Annotated in this window: 17 protein-coding genes; 8 read left to right on the top strand and 9 right to left on the bottom strand. The window is 70.4% G+C overall.

The window, feature by feature from the left end:
* Positions 1 to 22: 22 nt before the first annotated feature.
* From MTP13_RS12390 to phnD, 7 genes are all read right to left on the bottom strand, one after another.
* Complete coding sequence (locus MTP13_RS12390; RefSeq protein WP_243568051.1) at positions 23 to 793, bottom strand: MBL fold metallo-hydrolase; 771 nt, start codon at positions 791 to 793, stop codon at positions 23 to 25.
* Between the two features lie 109 nt (positions 794 to 902).
* Positions 903 to 1,526, bottom strand: a complete 624-nt coding sequence (locus tag MTP13_RS12385; protein WP_243568050.1) for a GntR family transcriptional regulator — start codon at positions 1,524 to 1,526, stop codon at positions 903 to 905.
* Positions 1,527 to 1,666: 140 nt separating this feature from the next.
* On the bottom strand, positions 1,667 to 2,329 hold the full coding sequence (locus tag MTP13_RS12380) for a TetR/AcrR family transcriptional regulator (RefSeq protein ID WP_243568049.1): 663 nt from the start codon (positions 2,327 to 2,329) through the stop codon (positions 1,667 to 1,669).
* Positions 2,326 to 3,081 (bottom strand): tyrosine-protein phosphatase, encoded by a 756-nt coding sequence (locus MTP13_RS12375; RefSeq protein ID WP_243568048.1) that lies wholly within the window; start codon positions 3,079 to 3,081, stop codon positions 2,326 to 2,328. The genes MTP13_RS12380 and MTP13_RS12375 overlap by 4 nt, the downstream gene beginning before the upstream one ends.
* On the bottom strand, positions 3,078 to 3,947 hold the full coding sequence (gene phnE / locus MTP13_RS12370; protein WP_243568047.1) for a phosphonate ABC transporter, permease protein PhnE: 870 nt from the start codon (positions 3,945 to 3,947) through the stop codon (positions 3,078 to 3,080). Before phnE ends, MTP13_RS12375 begins: the two co-directional genes overlap by 4 nt.
* Positions 3,934 to 4,758 carry a phosphonate ABC transporter ATP-binding protein gene (phnC, locus tag MTP13_RS12365; RefSeq protein ID WP_243568046.1) on the bottom strand — a complete coding sequence of 275 codons (825 nt, stop codon included), beginning with the start codon at positions 4,756 to 4,758 and terminating at the stop codon, positions 3,934 to 3,936. Before phnC ends, phnE begins: the two co-directional genes overlap by 14 nt.
* Positions 4,755 to 5,657, bottom strand: a complete 903-nt coding sequence (phnD, locus tag MTP13_RS12360; RefSeq protein ID WP_243568045.1) for a phosphate/phosphite/phosphonate ABC transporter substrate-binding protein — start codon at positions 5,655 to 5,657, stop codon at positions 4,755 to 4,757. Before phnD ends, phnC begins: the two co-directional genes overlap by 4 nt.
* A gap of 146 nt (positions 5,658 to 5,803) precedes the next feature.
* On the opposite strand from phnD, the gene MTP13_RS12355 reads away from it, so the two are divergent.
* The 7 genes from MTP13_RS12355 (at position 5,804) to MTP13_RS12325 (ending at position 11,884) form a co-directional block, all read left to right on the top strand.
* Entirely contained in the window at positions 5,804 to 6,319 is a 516-nt protein-coding gene (locus MTP13_RS12355) for a hypothetical protein (RefSeq protein WP_243568044.1), read from the top strand.
* Entirely contained in the window at positions 6,306 to 7,148 is an 843-nt protein-coding gene (locus tag MTP13_RS12350) for an alpha/beta fold hydrolase (RefSeq protein ID WP_243568043.1), read from the top strand. The genes MTP13_RS12355 and MTP13_RS12350 overlap by 14 nt, the downstream gene beginning before the upstream one ends.
* Positions 7,149 to 7,695: 547 nt before the next feature.
* Positions 7,696 to 9,438, top strand: coding sequence for a sodium:solute symporter family protein (locus tag MTP13_RS12345; protein WP_243568042.1), 1,743 nt, complete (start codon positions 7,696 to 7,698; stop codon positions 9,436 to 9,438).
* Positions 9,435 to 9,563 carry a putative transporter small subunit gene (locus tag MTP13_RS12340; RefSeq protein WP_229781582.1) on the top strand — a complete coding sequence of 43 codons (129 nt, stop codon included), beginning with the start codon at positions 9,435 to 9,437 and terminating at the stop codon, positions 9,561 to 9,563. Before MTP13_RS12345 ends, MTP13_RS12340 begins: the two co-directional genes overlap by 4 nt.
* Before the next feature lie 102 nt (positions 9,564 to 9,665).
* Entirely contained in the window at positions 9,666 to 9,962 is a 297-nt protein-coding gene (locus tag MTP13_RS12335) for a DUF2277 domain-containing protein (RefSeq protein WP_243568041.1), read from the top strand.
* Between the two features lie 39 nt (positions 9,963 to 10,001).
* Positions 10,002 to 10,436, top strand: a complete 435-nt coding sequence (locus tag MTP13_RS12330; protein ID WP_243568040.1) for a VOC family protein — start codon at positions 10,002 to 10,004, stop codon at positions 10,434 to 10,436.
* Positions 10,437 to 10,513: 77 nt separating this feature from the next.
* Positions 10,514 to 11,884, top strand: coding sequence for an MFS transporter (locus MTP13_RS12325; protein ID WP_243570822.1), 1,371 nt, complete (start codon positions 10,514 to 10,516; stop codon positions 11,882 to 11,884).
* 19 nt (positions 11,885 to 11,903) lie between these two features.
* Here MTP13_RS12325 and MTP13_RS12320 read toward each other — a convergent pair whose 3' ends face one another.
* The gene (locus tag MTP13_RS12320; protein WP_243568039.1) at positions 11,904 to 12,989 is read right to left on the bottom strand and encodes a restriction endonuclease; all 1,086 of its coding nucleotides are present in this window, start codon (positions 12,987 to 12,989) and stop codon (positions 11,904 to 11,906) included.
* Positions 12,990 to 13,087: 98 nt separating this feature from the next.
* Entirely contained in the window at positions 13,088 to 13,549 is a 462-nt protein-coding gene (locus MTP13_RS12315; protein WP_243568038.1) for a hypothetical protein, read from the bottom strand.
* Between the two features lie 421 nt (positions 13,550 to 13,970).
* On the opposite strand from MTP13_RS12315, the gene MTP13_RS18300 reads away from it, so the two are divergent.
* Positions 13,971 to 14,213: a hypothetical protein gene (locus MTP13_RS18300; protein WP_243568037.1), complete on the top strand. Its 243-nt coding sequence runs from the start codon at positions 13,971 to 13,973 to the stop codon at positions 14,211 to 14,213.
* Positions 14,214 to 14,241: the final 28 nt, after the last annotated feature.

The raw sequence follows: 14,241 nt of genomic DNA, 5'->3' as shown, positions 1-14,241 counted from the left end.
CGTCCTTTCGTTCGCAGCGGCGTCAGCCGATGCTCCGGTCCTGTTCGCCCTCGGCATCCGCGAAGTAGCCGATCTCGGCGCGTTGCGGTCGCACGCGGCGCACCGCCCCGTCGGCGAGCGCGAGCCCGACGTCATGGCCGGGCACGAGCACGCCCGCGGTGTCGGCGAGGAGCGAGCGCAGCCGGTCGATCGTGGCGGAGCTCGCCTCGTCGTCCAGGCTCGAGTCGGCGCGGAGGGTGGTGAGCTCATGGAGGTTCTTCACGGCGTCGCCCGCGAAGACGAGGCGGTCCTCGGTGCGCTCGGCGAAGAAGGCGAGGTGGTGCGGCGTGTGGCCTGGGCTCGCGAGGGCGTGGATGCCGGGGAGCACTTCCTGCCCGGCACGCATCCGCTCGACGCCCTGCCGGCGGCGCAGCAGCTCCTGCACGTGCAGGTCGGGGATGAACTTCGTCCCCGCCGGCTGCTCGGCGGCCCAGGCGAGCTCCTCCTCCCCGACCCAGGTGGTCGCGTTGCGGAACATGGTGAAGTTCGCGACGTGGTCCCAGTGCAGGTGGGTGATGAGCACGTCGGTGACGTCGGCGGCGGTGAGGCCGAGCCGAGCGAGCCCCTCGTGAATGAGCGGGATGTACGCGGGCTGCCCCGCGTCGACGAGCACCCGGCGCTGCCCGTCGTCGAGCAGCCAGAGGCTGCTCCAGCCGAAGGCGCCGTGCGAGGCGGATTTGCCCGGGAAGCCCTCGACGAGCGGCGTGGCCGTGTAGCCGCCGACGGCCACCGCCCCGGTTCCTTCGCGCTCCATCGCCCGCCTCCTTGAAATAGTATGGACTATAGTATTGCACAATTCGGAGTACCGAACCGACGGCTGCCCTCGCAGGCACCGCGCGACCCGCTCGTCGCCGAGCGATCGATCAGTCGCCGAGCAGTCGCTCCGTCGCCCCGATCACGTGGGCCCGCATGGCCTCCGCGGCCGCCGGGCCGTCGCCGGCCGCGATCGCCTCGAAGATCGCCGTGTGCTCGGGCGCCGCTCGCCGCGCCCCCGTGCGACCGAACTTCGAGAACAGCCGGAAGCGCTGGATCTGTCCCCCGAGCGCGCCGTACGCCATCTCCAGGAAGCGGTTGCCGGCCTGCGCGGCGATGCACATGTGGAAGCGGTCGTCCGAGCGCCAGTAGAGGTCGAAGCCCTCGGTCTCGATGTCGGCGAGCTCGGCGGACTGGTGGAACTCGTCGACCGCCTCGCGCAGCTCGGCGATGAAGGCGTCCGTCTTGCGGAGCGCGGCCTGCTCGGCGAGCTTCGGCTCGAGGAGCAGGCGCGCCTCCATGAGCTGCTGCACCTCGGTGCGCGTCATCATCGGCGCGACCCGGTAGCCGCGGAGCGCCTCGCGCTCGACGAGGCCGGTGTGCTCCAGTCGGGCCAGTGCTTCGCGCAGCGGCGTCTGGCTGACGTCGAGCTCGCGCGAAAGCGCGCCGATGTTCAGGCTCTGGCCGGCGCCGCGCTCCCCCGACATGAACTGCTGCAGCAGGACGTCGTACATCTGATCGGCAATCGGCCTCTTCGTGGGTGTCCGCTCGATCATCCCCTCAGTGTAGGGCCACGCCCCCGGTCCGGAGCGCGATCTCCGCCGGGGCGCGCCACCCGCCCCACGGCCCGTCGCCGTCCCGCGCACGGCGCCGCTCAGGCCCGCATCCCCCGCCAGATCAGCTCGATCGCCGCGCGCATCCGAGCCACGACCGCGGGCTCGTCGATCCGCTCGCCGCGCACGACGAGCTGGTAGTAGGCGACGCCGGCGATGGCGTCGAACGCGGCCTCGATGTCGAGATCCGCGCGCAGCTCGCCGCGGGCGACGCCCGCGGCGAGCGCGCGTTCGAGCGGCACGCGGCGGCGGGCGACGTGGGAGCTCCAGTACGCGCGCTGCAGCGCGCGGTCGGCCATGACGAGGCGGATGCGCTGGCGGAACCGCGCTTCCGGGTAGCCGGGCGCCGAGGGAGCCACGCCGTCGGCGCCGAAGCCGAGCCCGGTGAGCAGCAGCTCGCGGAGGTCGACCGCGTCGCCCACCTCGGGCGGCACCTCGCGGCCGACGTCGAGCGCGGCGGCGATGAGGGTCGTGAGCGAGGGCCAGCGGCGGTAGAGGGCGGCTCGGCTCACGCCGCTGCGGGCGACGACGCGGCCGACGGTCACCTCCTCACCGGCGTCGATGAGTGCGAGCGTGGCCGCGACGAGCTGCCCGTCGAGCTCCTCGTCGCGCGGCCGACCGGGGCCGCGGCGGTTCGCGGTCCCGGTCGGAGCAGCGGTCGGAGCGTGGGCCGGAGGCCCGGTCACCGGCACGAGGGTCGTCACGCGGCGAGCGCCCGCGCGCGGAGGCGAGCCACGGTGTCCGCCGAGAGCCCGGCGTCGCGCAGCGGCGTGAGCGGGTCGCCGTAGCGGCCGCGGAGCGTGCCGAGCAGGATCCGCATCGAGACATCCATCGGCCCATCGGGCAGGGAGCCGCGCAGGCGTTCCTCGTCGACGCCGAGCCGGGCGAGCAGCGGCCCCATGACGCCCTGCGTGCGGCGCATGATCGCGGGCATGTTCTCGCCGGTGCGGGCGTAGTCGGCGACGATGTCCTCGTCGTCGGCGCCGAGGGCGAGCAGCAACATGGCGGCGAGCACGCCCGTGCGGTCCCGGCCGGCCGCGCAGTGGAACGCGGTCGCCCCGGGGGCGTGCGCGACGACGTTCAGCGCCGTGACGAGCTGCGGCGCGGCGGTCTCGACCATCCCGACATAGGACTCCCCCATCGACTCGTGCGTGAACGGCAGCTGCGTCGAGTCGCCCACGTTCGCCATGAGCGCGAGGTGGTGGTACGCGACCGGGCGGGCGCCGAACGGGCCGCGCCCGCTGATGGCGACCTCGTCGGCCGAGCGCAGATCGATGATCGCGGTGAGCCCAGCGGCCACCAGCTCGTCGGCCGCCTCCTCCGTCACGAGGGCGAGATCGTCGGTGCGAATCGCGAGCCCGGTGCGCAGCACTCCCCCGTCGATCGGGATGCCGCCGAGGTCGCGGAGGTTGACCGGGGCGCTCAGGGCGAGCGCGGGGGCGTCGATGATCGTCATGTGATTCTCCTTCTGATGAGGGCGCTGCCCTGGTCGATGGCCGTCACCAGCACGATGATGCAGATGATGATGGCGCTGAGGTGCCCGTAGTCGTACATGCGCATCGCCGTCGTGAGCTCGAGGCCGATGCCGCCCGCGCCGACGAGGCCGAGGATAGTCGCGCCGCGCACGTTCCCCTCGAACAGCAGCAGGCTGTACGAGGTGAGCAGCGGTGCCGCCTGCGGCAGCACGCCGTACTGCACGACCTGGCGCTTGGAGGCGCCGACGGCCTGCATGGCGACGACGGGGCCGCGGTCGACCTGCTCCATCGCCTCGGCGAAGATCTTGCCGATCGAGCCGATGGAGCCGAGGGTCATCGCGAGGATGCCGGCGAAGGGCCCGAGCCCGACCGCGGAGACGAACATGAGCGCGAAGACGAGGTCCGGCACCGAGCGGATGATGTTCATCACCCAGCGCGTCGGGTAGTACAGCCACTTCGGGGCGATGTTCGACGCGGCGCACACCGCGACGAAGAGTGAGAGCACGGCGCCGAGCACGGTGCCGACGACGGCCATCTGGAACGTCTCGAGCAGCAGCGCGAGGATCGTGCCGAGCTTCGAGAAGTCCGGCGGGAACAGCCGGGAGAGGAACTCCCCCATGTTCACCGCGCCCTCGCCGAGCTTCACGAAGTTGAACTGGGCGCCGTTGAACGACCAGATCAAGAGGAGCGCGGCGATCGGCAGCCCGATCAGGAAGCGAGTGCGCGGCATCCGGAAGGCGCGCTCGAGGCGATGCCGCTCCGCGGCGGCGAGCATCGGGTCCACGGCGCTCGGGCCGCCCGCCGGGGTGCCGGTCGCGACCCGGCTGCGCGGCTCAGTGCTCGTCATCGCCGGGCTCCTCGTCCTCGTAGAGCGGCGCGAGCGCCGCGGCATCCAGCTGCGACGTGCGCCCCGACACGAGGATCTCGCCCCGGCGCAGGCCCACGATGCGGTCGCTGTGCGCGAGCGCGAGCGGCAGCACGTGCAGGCTCACGAGCACGGGGATGCCGTCCTCGCTCGCGATCTCGCGGAGCAGTTCCAGCACCGAGTCGGCGAGCTTCGGGTCGAGCGAGGCCACCGGCTCGTCGGCGAGGATCACCTTCGGCCGCTGCATGAGCGCCCGGGCGATGGCGACGCGCTGCTGCTGCCCGCCCGAGAGCGATCGGGCGGGCTCGAGGGCCTTGTGCGCGATGCCGACCCGGTCGAGCAGTTCGAGCGCCCGCCGGCGGTGCGCGCTCGAGAAGCCGCCGACGAGGTTGATCGGCCCCGCATCGTGCAGCGCCCCGGCGAGCACGTTCGTCAGCACGCTGAGCCGCGGGATCAGGTTGAACTGCTGGAACACCTGCCCGACCTCGCTGCGGAGCGTCCGCAGCTGCCCGCGGCGAAGGTTCGTGACGTCGTGCCCGGCGACCCGCACCGCGCCGCCCGTGATCGGCGCGAAGCCGGTGAGGCTCCGCATGAGCGTGGACTTGCCCGAGCCCGAGGCCCCGAGGAGCGCCACCATCTCGCCAGGGAACAGCTCCAGGTCGACGCCCGCGAGCACCCGCTGCGCGTCGTAGGCGACCTCGAGGCCGCGCACGGTGACGAGCGGCAGCGCCTGGCGCAGCTCGGCCGTCGTCACCCGCGGCTCGACCTCGTGCGCGCCCGCCACGAGCGTCACTTGAGGTCCTTGAGCTCGACCCCGGCGACGGCCGCGATCTCGGCGAAGCCGGCGAACTCCTCGGCCTTCGGGTCGACGGTCTGCGGAGCGGCGGCGAAGGAGCCGTACGCGCCGAGCCGCTCGGCGTTCTCGGGCGAGAACACCTCGGCGATGCCGTCCTGGATGACCGTGCGGGTCTCGGCGTCGAGCGACTGGCGGCCGAGCACGGCGCCCGCGATCGGCATCGCCGGGCTCTCGCCGACCGCACGCCACTCGCCGTCCTCGAAGGGGAACATCGGCTTGCCGAGCTGGGTCAGCATGACGGCGGTGCAGGCGGCGTCGACCTGGCCCTGCGCGAGGGCGGCGAAGCTGCCCTCGTGGCCGCCGGCGAAGATCGCCTCGTAGTCGGCGTCCCGCTCGAGGCCCGCCTCGTGCAGCATGTACACCGGCATGAAGTAGCCCGAGCTCGACGCCTGGTCGGCGAAGGCGACGGTCTTGCCGGCGAGGTCCTCGACCTCCCGGATGGGCGAGTCGTCGAGCACGACGCAGGTCGAGACCGGCGCGTCGTCGCCCTGGAACGCGACGAGCGCGTCGACCTCGCCCGTGTTCACGGCCAGCGCCGACGGGAAGCCGCTCATGATGCCGATATCGACGTGGTCGGCCCGGATCGCCTCGACGACGCTCAGGTAGTCGGGCACGTCGGTGATCTCGACGTCGCGGCCGGTCGCCTCCTCGAGGAGCTCGGCGAACACGTCGACGGGGTTCTCGGCGGTGGGGTCTTCGCCGACGGGGATCGTCGCGATCGTGATGGGAGCGTTCGGGTCGGCGGCGGCCGGCTCGCCCGCGGTGCTCTGGCAGCCGGTGAGGGCGAGGGCGGCGACGCCGAGGACGCCGACGGCGGGCAGGGTGAAGCGGCGCATGATGACCTTTCGGAAGGGGGATGCCTCGGCATTCCGAGACCATCGGTATTCCAACCACCGAAGGTGTCCGGCAATTACGAGACCGACGGACTCCGAATCGAACGGATCGTGAACGGCCGGTGACGCCGCTCGGGTAGCGTGCTGGCATGGGGGAAGCGCGGCGGGAGTTCTGGCGCGCCGCCCTGCCGGTGGCGGGCGTCGTCGCACTCTGCGGCACCGTGTGGATCGCCGTGTCGGTCACCGAGGCGCAGCAGACGCGCACCGTTGCTCAGGCCGCCTCGGCCGTCGCGGCGCAGCTCGACGCGATCGAGGCGACGGTCCCCGCGGCGAGCGCGCTCGATCGCACCGCCGAGGTCATGACGCAGCCCTGCCCGGTTGCCGGCAGAGGCGAGCAGACCGTGCACCGGCGTCACGTCGAGCTCGATCCGGGCTTCGACCGGGTGGCGTGGGCCGCGACGCTCGGCGACGCGTTCCCCGAGGCGGAGGGCTGGCAGCGGCGGGTGACGGCGCTCGACCGCCGGGAGAACCTCGACATCCGGATCGTCGGGCGAGAGCTCATCACGGTCGATGTCGTCGCAACCGGCGACGACGAGCGCGCCCGGCTCACGATGCGGGCGACGAGCGAGTGCGCGAACGCGGAGGACGACGATGCGAGCCAGTGACACCGTGCTGCCCCATGGGCGCACGATCCGCAGCTTCGAGACCGGAGCGGCGGATGCCTCGGCTGCGATCGTGTGGCACCCGGGCACGCCGCACACCGGCCGCCCGCCGGCGCCGCTCGTCGCGCACGCGGAGCGGCTGGGGCTGCGGCTCGTGTCGATCGCCCGTCCGGGCTTCGGCGGCTCCACCCCGCACCCCGGACGCACCGTGGCGAGCGCCGCACGCGACGCGCTCGCCGTGCTCGACGCCGCCGGCGTCACCCGGGCGATCGCGGCCGGGTACTCGGGCGGCGGTCCGCACGCCGTTGCCCTCGCCGCACTCGCCCCCGACCTCGTGGGCGCCGTCGTCGCGGTCGCGAGTCCGGCGCCGTTCGAGGGCGACACGGGCGTGGACGGCGCGGGATGGTTCGCCGGCATGCGTGCGCCCGGCGGACTGCTGGCTGCGCGACAGGGCCGGGCCTCCCGCCTCGCCTACGCCGAGCACGAGGTGTTCGATCCGGAGCAGTTCCTGCCGGTGGACTGGGCCGCGCTCGAGGGCGAGTGGGGCGCGGTCGGCGAGGACGCCCAGGCCGCCGACGCGTTCGGCCCCGACGGCGCGGTCGACGACGACGTCGCCTTCGTCACCGGCTGGGGCGTCGCCCTCGCCGAGGTCGTGCCGCCCGTGCTGCTCGTGCACGGCACGGGCGACCGGGTCATCCCCTTCGGCCATGCCGAGCGGATCGCCGCCGCACTCCCCCACCCCGAGCTGCTCGCCCGCGAGGGCGACGGCCACGTCGCGGTGCTCGCCGGCCTCGGCCCGGCGCTCGACCGGGCGCGGACGCTGCTCGGCTGAGCCCCTCTATCGACTTGCCCGACTTTCATGAAAGTCGGGCAAGTCGGTGGTGGGCGGCGATGTCCGCCCGCCCCGGAGACGGGCGAGTGACGTCAGTATTCGTGGGTCGGCGAGGCGCCACACCCGCAAATCGTGCCGTCACGCGAGCGCGGGAGCAGGCCGGCTCGACTGGCCACCCGACCCGGGGTCCGCTACGGTCGAACGAGGCTGCGCCGGACTTCCACGGGAGTCCGGCCTCGTCATGGCGGAGCCCAGGAACCCCGTTTCCGGCATCCCGATTCCCGCCGTCTCGCCAGCCCGGTGCGTCAGCGATCCCCGGATCGCGCCGCGCGTTGCGCGCGCCACGCACCACCCCGACCACCGACGAAAGGGACCGCGTGCTCGTAGCTGCACGAACGTTCTTCCCGCCCTGCGGGACCCGCCTCGGCACCACCGGGCGGCACCACGAACACGCCGCAGCGACCCGCATCCCTCCCGACTGACCGCACTCGTCCCTGCCTCCCGCGTCCCGCACCGACGCGGGACGCCCTGACGAAAGCGAGTCGACATGGACCAGCTCCAACAGCTGTCCGGACCCATCGTGGTCACCCTCATGCTGCTGTTCTTCGGCGGCAGCCTCTACATGTCCATCCGGATCAGCCGGAAGCGCGAGAACGCCGACGGCTACATGACCGGCGGCGGCAAGATCGGCTTCGGCATCTCGGCCGCCTCGATGACGGCGACCTGGATCTGGGCGTCGTCGATGTACGCCTCGGCGACCTCCGGTTTCACCTACGGCATCTCCGGGCCCATCCACTACGGGCTCTGGGGTGCGCTGATGATCCTGTTGATCTACCCCTTCGGGCGGCGGATCCGGCAGGTCGCACCGCGCGCGCACACCATCGCCGAGGTCATGTTCGCCCGGCACGGCCGGTCGAGCCAGCTCATGCTCGCCGGATCGAACGTGCTCGGCAGCGTTATCAGCCTCACCTCGAACCTCATCGCGGGCGGCGCGCTCATCGACATGCTGTCGCCGTTCACCTTCACGCAGGGCATCATCGCGATCGCCGCGGGCGTGCTGCTGTACACGCTGTGGTCGGGCTTCCGCGCCTCGGTGCTGACCGACTTCGCGCAGGTCGTGGCGATGCTCGGCGCGGTGGTGATCATCATCCCGGTGGTGTTCTTCGCCGCGGGCGGGCCGTCGCTCTTCGAGACGGGCGCGCACAACCTGACGCCGCAGCAGCAGGACTTCTTCTCCTCCGACGCGTTCTTCAACCAGGGCGCGCCCTACATCGCCGCGGTGCTGGCGTACGCGATCGGCAACCAGACGATCGCGCAGCGCCTCTTCGCCGTGCGGGAGGACCTGATCAAGAAGACCTTCGTCACCGCGACGGTCGGTTACGGAGCGACGATCATCGGCGTCGGCATGCTCGGCGTGCTCGCGCTGTACGCCGGCATCCAGCCGCTGAACGACGACGTGAACAACCTCATCCCCCAGCTCGCGGCGAACTACCTGCCGCCCGTGCTGCTGTGCGTGTTCTTCGTGATGATCATCGGCTCGCTGTCGTCGACGGCGGATGCCGACCTCACCGCCCTGGCGTCGATCATGATGGCCGACATCTACGGGCAGAACATCGCCGGCAAGAAGCGGGCGAACCCGCAGACGATGATCTGGGTCGGCCGCATCACGATGATCATCGCCACCGCCGCCGGGCTGTTCTTCGCGAGCTCGCAGTTCAACATCCTCGACCTGCTGGTGTTCGTGGGCGCGCTCTGGGGTGCGCTCGTGTTCCCGGTGATCTCGAGCTTCTACTGGAACCGGGTCACGAACCTCGCCTTCACCGCCGCGGTGATCGCCGGGCTCGCCTGCTTCCTGCCGGTGCGCTTCGAGTGGATCGATCTGTCCGGCGGCATCGGCATCGCGAGCGACGTGCTCGCGACGATCGGCATCGGCGTGGTGCTCGGACTCATGGCGTTCGGCTTCTTCGGGCGTCTGGTGGCGCTCGTCGTCGGCACGGTCGCGACGCTCGCGGCGGCGCCGTTCGCGATCGGCTTCCTGCACACCTACCCGGTGCTCTCGGGATCGCTCGTCGCCTACGCCGCGTCGACGATCGTCTGCGTGGTACTGACGATGGCGAACACGACGCGTCGCTTCGACTTCGCGCTGATCAAGGAGCGCACGGGCGACTTCGACACCCGCGACGGCGGGGCGGATGCCTCGGCCGGTCTCGCCGGCCCGCCCGGCGCTGCTGGCGCTTCGTCGCTGGATGACCGGCTCGAACTCGCGAACGACGGAAAGGACCGCGCATGACCGCCCTGCTCACCCTGTACGTGCTGATCTGGCCCGTGATCGTGCTCGGCGTGCTCGCCGTCATCGTGCGCGCCTTCGTGAAGGAGTGGCGCCAGGCGAAGCGCGAGGGCCGCAGCATCATCTAGCCGCAGGCGGGGGCGGGCGCGGCATCCGGGTCGCGTCCGCCCCTCCTGCTTGCCGCCCTGTCCCCCTCGCCGCCGGCGCAGGCGGGGCGTATCGTGGCCCGCATGTGCCGGAACATCCGCGTGCTCCACAATTTCGAACCGCCCACGACCGACGACGAGGTGCGCGAGGCCGCCCTGCAGTTCGTGCGCAAGGTGAGCGGTTCGACGCATCCCTCCCGGGCGAACGCCGAGGCGTTCGAGCAGGCGATCGAGGAGATCGCCGTCGCGACCCGGCGGCTGCTCGACGGGCTCACGACGAACGCGCCGCCGAAGAACCGCGAGACCGAGGCGCTCAAGGGACGCGAACGTCACGAGAAGCGCATGGAGCGCGAGGTGCGCATCCGCACGGCGGTGGGATGACCCGCACCGCCGTCGGCCGTGCTGAGTAGCATGCGCAGTATGGCCATCAGACTCGAGAACGTCGCCATCGCCGTGCGCGACCTCGACCAGACGATCGCGTTCTTCACCGACCTCGGGCTGAGCGTGATCGGCCGCGACACCGTCAGCGGCGAATGGACCGACACCGCCGTCGGCCTCGACGGCAACCACGCGAAGATCGCGATGCTGCAGACGCCCGACGGTCACGGCCGGCTCGAGCTCTTCGAGTACCTGCACCCTGACGCGATCGAGACCGAGCCGACGCTGCCGAACGAGATCGGCATGCATCGGGTCGCGTTCTCCGTCGACGACCTCGACGCGGCGCTCGAGATCGCGGCGAAGCACGGTTGCTTCCCGCTGCGCGGCGTCGGCACCTACCAGGACATCTACCGGCTCACGTACCTGCGCGGCCCGAGCGGCATCATCGTGATGCTCGCCGAGGAGCTGCAGAAGTGACGGGCGCGGAGCCCACCGGTGCCGACGTTCCCGGCGGCGGCGCTGCCGCTCCCGCCGCTGGGGGCAAGGATGCCGCGCTGCCGCCGCCCTCGCGGGCGCAGCGGCTCGTGCTGCTGATCGCCATCCTGGCGTCGTTCGTCTCGTTCCTCGACGGCACGGTCGTGAACGTCGCGCTGCCCGCGATCCGGCGGGAACTCGGCGGCGGACTCATCACCCAGCAGTGGGTCGTCGACGCGTATCTCATCACGCTCGGCGCGCTCATCCTCGTCGCCGGGTCGCTCAGCGACGTGTTCGGCCGCATCGTGATCCTGCGGGTCGGGTTGATCGGCTTCGGCCTCACCTCGATCGCGATCGCCGCCGCCCCCGATCCGCTGTTCCTCGTGATCGCGCGCGGCCTGCAGGGCATCGCCGGGGCACTGCTCGTGCCGAGTTCGCTCGCACTCATCACCTCGAACTTCCGGGGGCCCGCGCAGGCGCGCGCCATCGGCATCTGGACTGCCTCGACCACCGCGGCCATGCTCGTCGGCCCGGTGATGGGCGGACTGTTCGTCGACTACTCGTCGTGGCGCTTCGTGTTCCTCATCAACGTCGTGCCGATCGCGGTGACGCTGTGGCTCCTCGTCGTGCTGCGTCAGCGCGACGTGCGCCAGCCCGGCGCCACGATTGACTGGGCTGGTGCCGTGCTCTGCACCGTCGGCCTCGGCGGAACCGTGTTCGCGCTCATCGAGCAGCAGAACCTCGGCTGGTCGAATCCCGCCATCTGGGGCACGCTCACGCTCGGCATCCTCGCGCTCATCGGCTTCGTCGTGCGCCAGGCGACCGCGAAGCAGCCGATGCTGCCGCTGTCGCTCTTCAAGGTGCGCAACTTCTGGTCGGGCAACATCGCGACGATCTTCATCTACGGGGCGCTGTCGCTGAACGGTCTCGTCGTCGCGCTGTACCTGCAGCAGGGGGCCGGGCTGTCGGCGACGCTCGCCGGGCTCGCGAGTCTGCCGACGACACTCATCATGATGGCGCTGAGCTCGCCGATCGGCACGCTCAGCGGCAAGTGGGGCCCGCGCCTGTTCATGACCGTCGGGCCCGCGATCATGGCAGTCGGCTACCTGCTGCTGCTCACGGTGACGCCCGAGTTCAACTACTGGACGCAGGTGCTGCCCTCGGTCGTGCTCACCGGCTTCGGCCTCGTCATCACCGTCGCGCCGCTCACCTCGGCGATCCTCGGCTCCATCGAGCCCGCCCGCTCCGGCATCGCCTCGGCCGTGAACAACGCCGTCGCGAGGATCGCCGGCCTCATCGGCGTCGCCCTCCTCGGCGTCGTCGTGGGCGGCGTGCTCGACCTGGAAGGGTTCCATCGCATCGCGATCTTCACGGCGGCGCTGATGGCGGCCGGGGCGCTCGTGTCGTTGCTCGGGATTCGGAACTCGGCGGTGTTGGACTCGGAGGGGTGAGGGCGCTTGAGCTCCGCTCTCACATACCGACGCTGAGCACCGCCTCACCGATCGCGTTCGCACCGAGGAGCGTGCCTGCGACGGCGTTGTATGTCATCAGCGGCATGCCGGCGCGCTCTGCGAATGCAATCGCATCCCGGGAGTAGGTGCCTGATGTGAAAAACACGCCAAGGCGACCGTCGACAAGCACCACGCCGTGAAAGGCGCGCACATCCTCAACACCAACAGTGCCCGAGTAGTTCTTCACCTGCGCGATCGCTCGGTCGCTCAGGATGTCGATCCCCCCATCGCGGGTGGGCGGAGTGATGCCGACGTTCGTTGCACCGAGGTACGTCATCCATTCTCCGCACAGGTGTTCAGCCCCCTCATGCGAAACCCCGTATGGCTGAGGTGCAGGCTTCCGGCCACCGAATGCCGACCCCGCACGGCGCCCGGCAAGAATCAGCCGATCACGTCGAACGTTGAGCCGGTGCCAGTACGAATGATAGAGCGCGAGCCGCGCCCCGACCTCAATGGAGCGCAGAAGTTGCGGGGTACGAGCTGACCGTGGAATCTGCTTGCGGGTCGCCGCGATAAATGCCGCATGTCTCGCCTCGAGCTCGGGCACCTCGCCCTCCAGATGACGAGGATCAGCAACAAGCCAACCGCCGTAGTCGAGGATTCCGATCCAGTTGTGGTGCTCGTTCTCACGGATCCGACGACTCTCCGCGACGGCTTGGCCGCTCGCATGCAGAAATCCCTGCTGCTCAAGAGAGAGATCAACATTCACGGGGAGCCGCTCGATCGGTTGAGGCGCGACCGGAAATGTGAGGTGCCTACCGTAGTGGAGCGCCGCATGATGAGCTTCCACCCGTCGCAATTCTTCGTAGTACTGCTTTCGAGTGTCACGGCGAACCGTTGCGCTCGGCCAGTTGAACGCTGCGGCCGTACCGACAATCTCAGCTTCAATCTCATGCGGGAGTGGATCGTCGAGCCACGCCCACTCTGGATAGCGGTAGCGACCATCACTTGAATCTACGAGATTTGCGCTGTTCGCAGCATGATGTACCGCGGCCTGAATTCGGTCCCAGGGTCGCGTCGGATCGTAAACCGGAGCCTGTTGCACGTTCCGATTGTGCTGCAGATCACCGAGCTACAGGCAGTGCTGCTGGTCATCTTGGGGCCCCAATTCGAGGTTCATCGCGGCGGTATGACGAAGACTCACTATCTCTGTCTCGAAGAGACTCGCTGGCGCTGCCGCCCCGGGATCAGCATCACGATGCCGAGGCCGAGCGCCACGACGAGGGCGATGAGCTGCGCCGTCGCCTCCAGCTGTCCGAGATGATCGAGGTGCCCCACGTGGTACGCGAAGTGCAGCACCCCGAACACCGACCACACGATGCCGAGCACCCGATACACCGGGAGCGAGGGGCGGACGAGCCCGTACACGCCGGCCGCACCGAGCGCGAGGTACATCGCCCCGTGGTCGCGCACCAGATGCTCGTTGAACGGGCCATCGGTCGACACCCACTCCCCCAGCACGATCGGAAAGTGGTCGAAGAACGCCTGCGGCAGGAAGTACGCCCAGACGCCGAGGACGGCCGAGAGGATGACGGTGCCGGCGAGGGCCGCGTACTGGTGGGTGGTGGTGCGAGTTGAGGAGGTGGCGGTTGCGGAGGTGGACATGGGCTCCTCGTCGGGAGGTGTCTGAGGGGTCACCTCTTCGACGACGGAGCCCGGCGAAGTGTCAGGGGACGGCACCCTTTGGTCTGCAACCGCCCGCGAACGAGCGGCCGGAGGAGCAGCGACCACTGGCGTGCGCAACTGCTGGCTATGTGTACGGTCGCGTCGTTCGCGCCGGTCTCGAGCCGGCCAGGCCCAGAAAGGCCCCGCACAGCAAAAGCCCCGGAAAACCGGGGCTTCATTCACTTCAAAACTTGCTGGCCTTATCCGCCTCTGTTCAAACCATACCGGCTCGGGCTTTACCCCTGGTGGACTAGCAAAACTACGCGTGGGCGGCGGACGGGATTCGGCGTCCCGACCACCACGAGGCCGCACCAGCGTGCCACTGACACAGCGCTTCACACCGGCACAGGTGAAGCGAATCGTGGCTGACTACGAAGCTGGCGACAGTGCCACGTCGATGGCGCGTAAGCATGGGGTTGCGCCATCTGCGCTGCTCCGCTTCCTGCGCCAGCAGCACGCTGCGATCCGCCAATCTGGCGTCACGGACAAACACGCTCAACGGTTGATTTCGGAGCACGCGGCAGGTGCGACGCTCGCTGAGCTCGAGCGGCGTCACCACCTCTCGCATGGCGCTGTGTTCCGAGCGCTACACCGCTTTGACTGAGAGCGAACAGGCCGTCAGGGCGACCTCG

Source organism: Agromyces soli (assembly GCF_022811605.1).
GTDB classification, from domain to species: Bacteria; Actinomycetota; Actinomycetes; order Actinomycetales; family Microbacteriaceae; genus Agromyces; species Agromyces soli.
The sequence above is the reverse complement of the archived record's forward strand: the minus strand, read 5'-3'. Positions and strand labels throughout refer to the sequence as shown.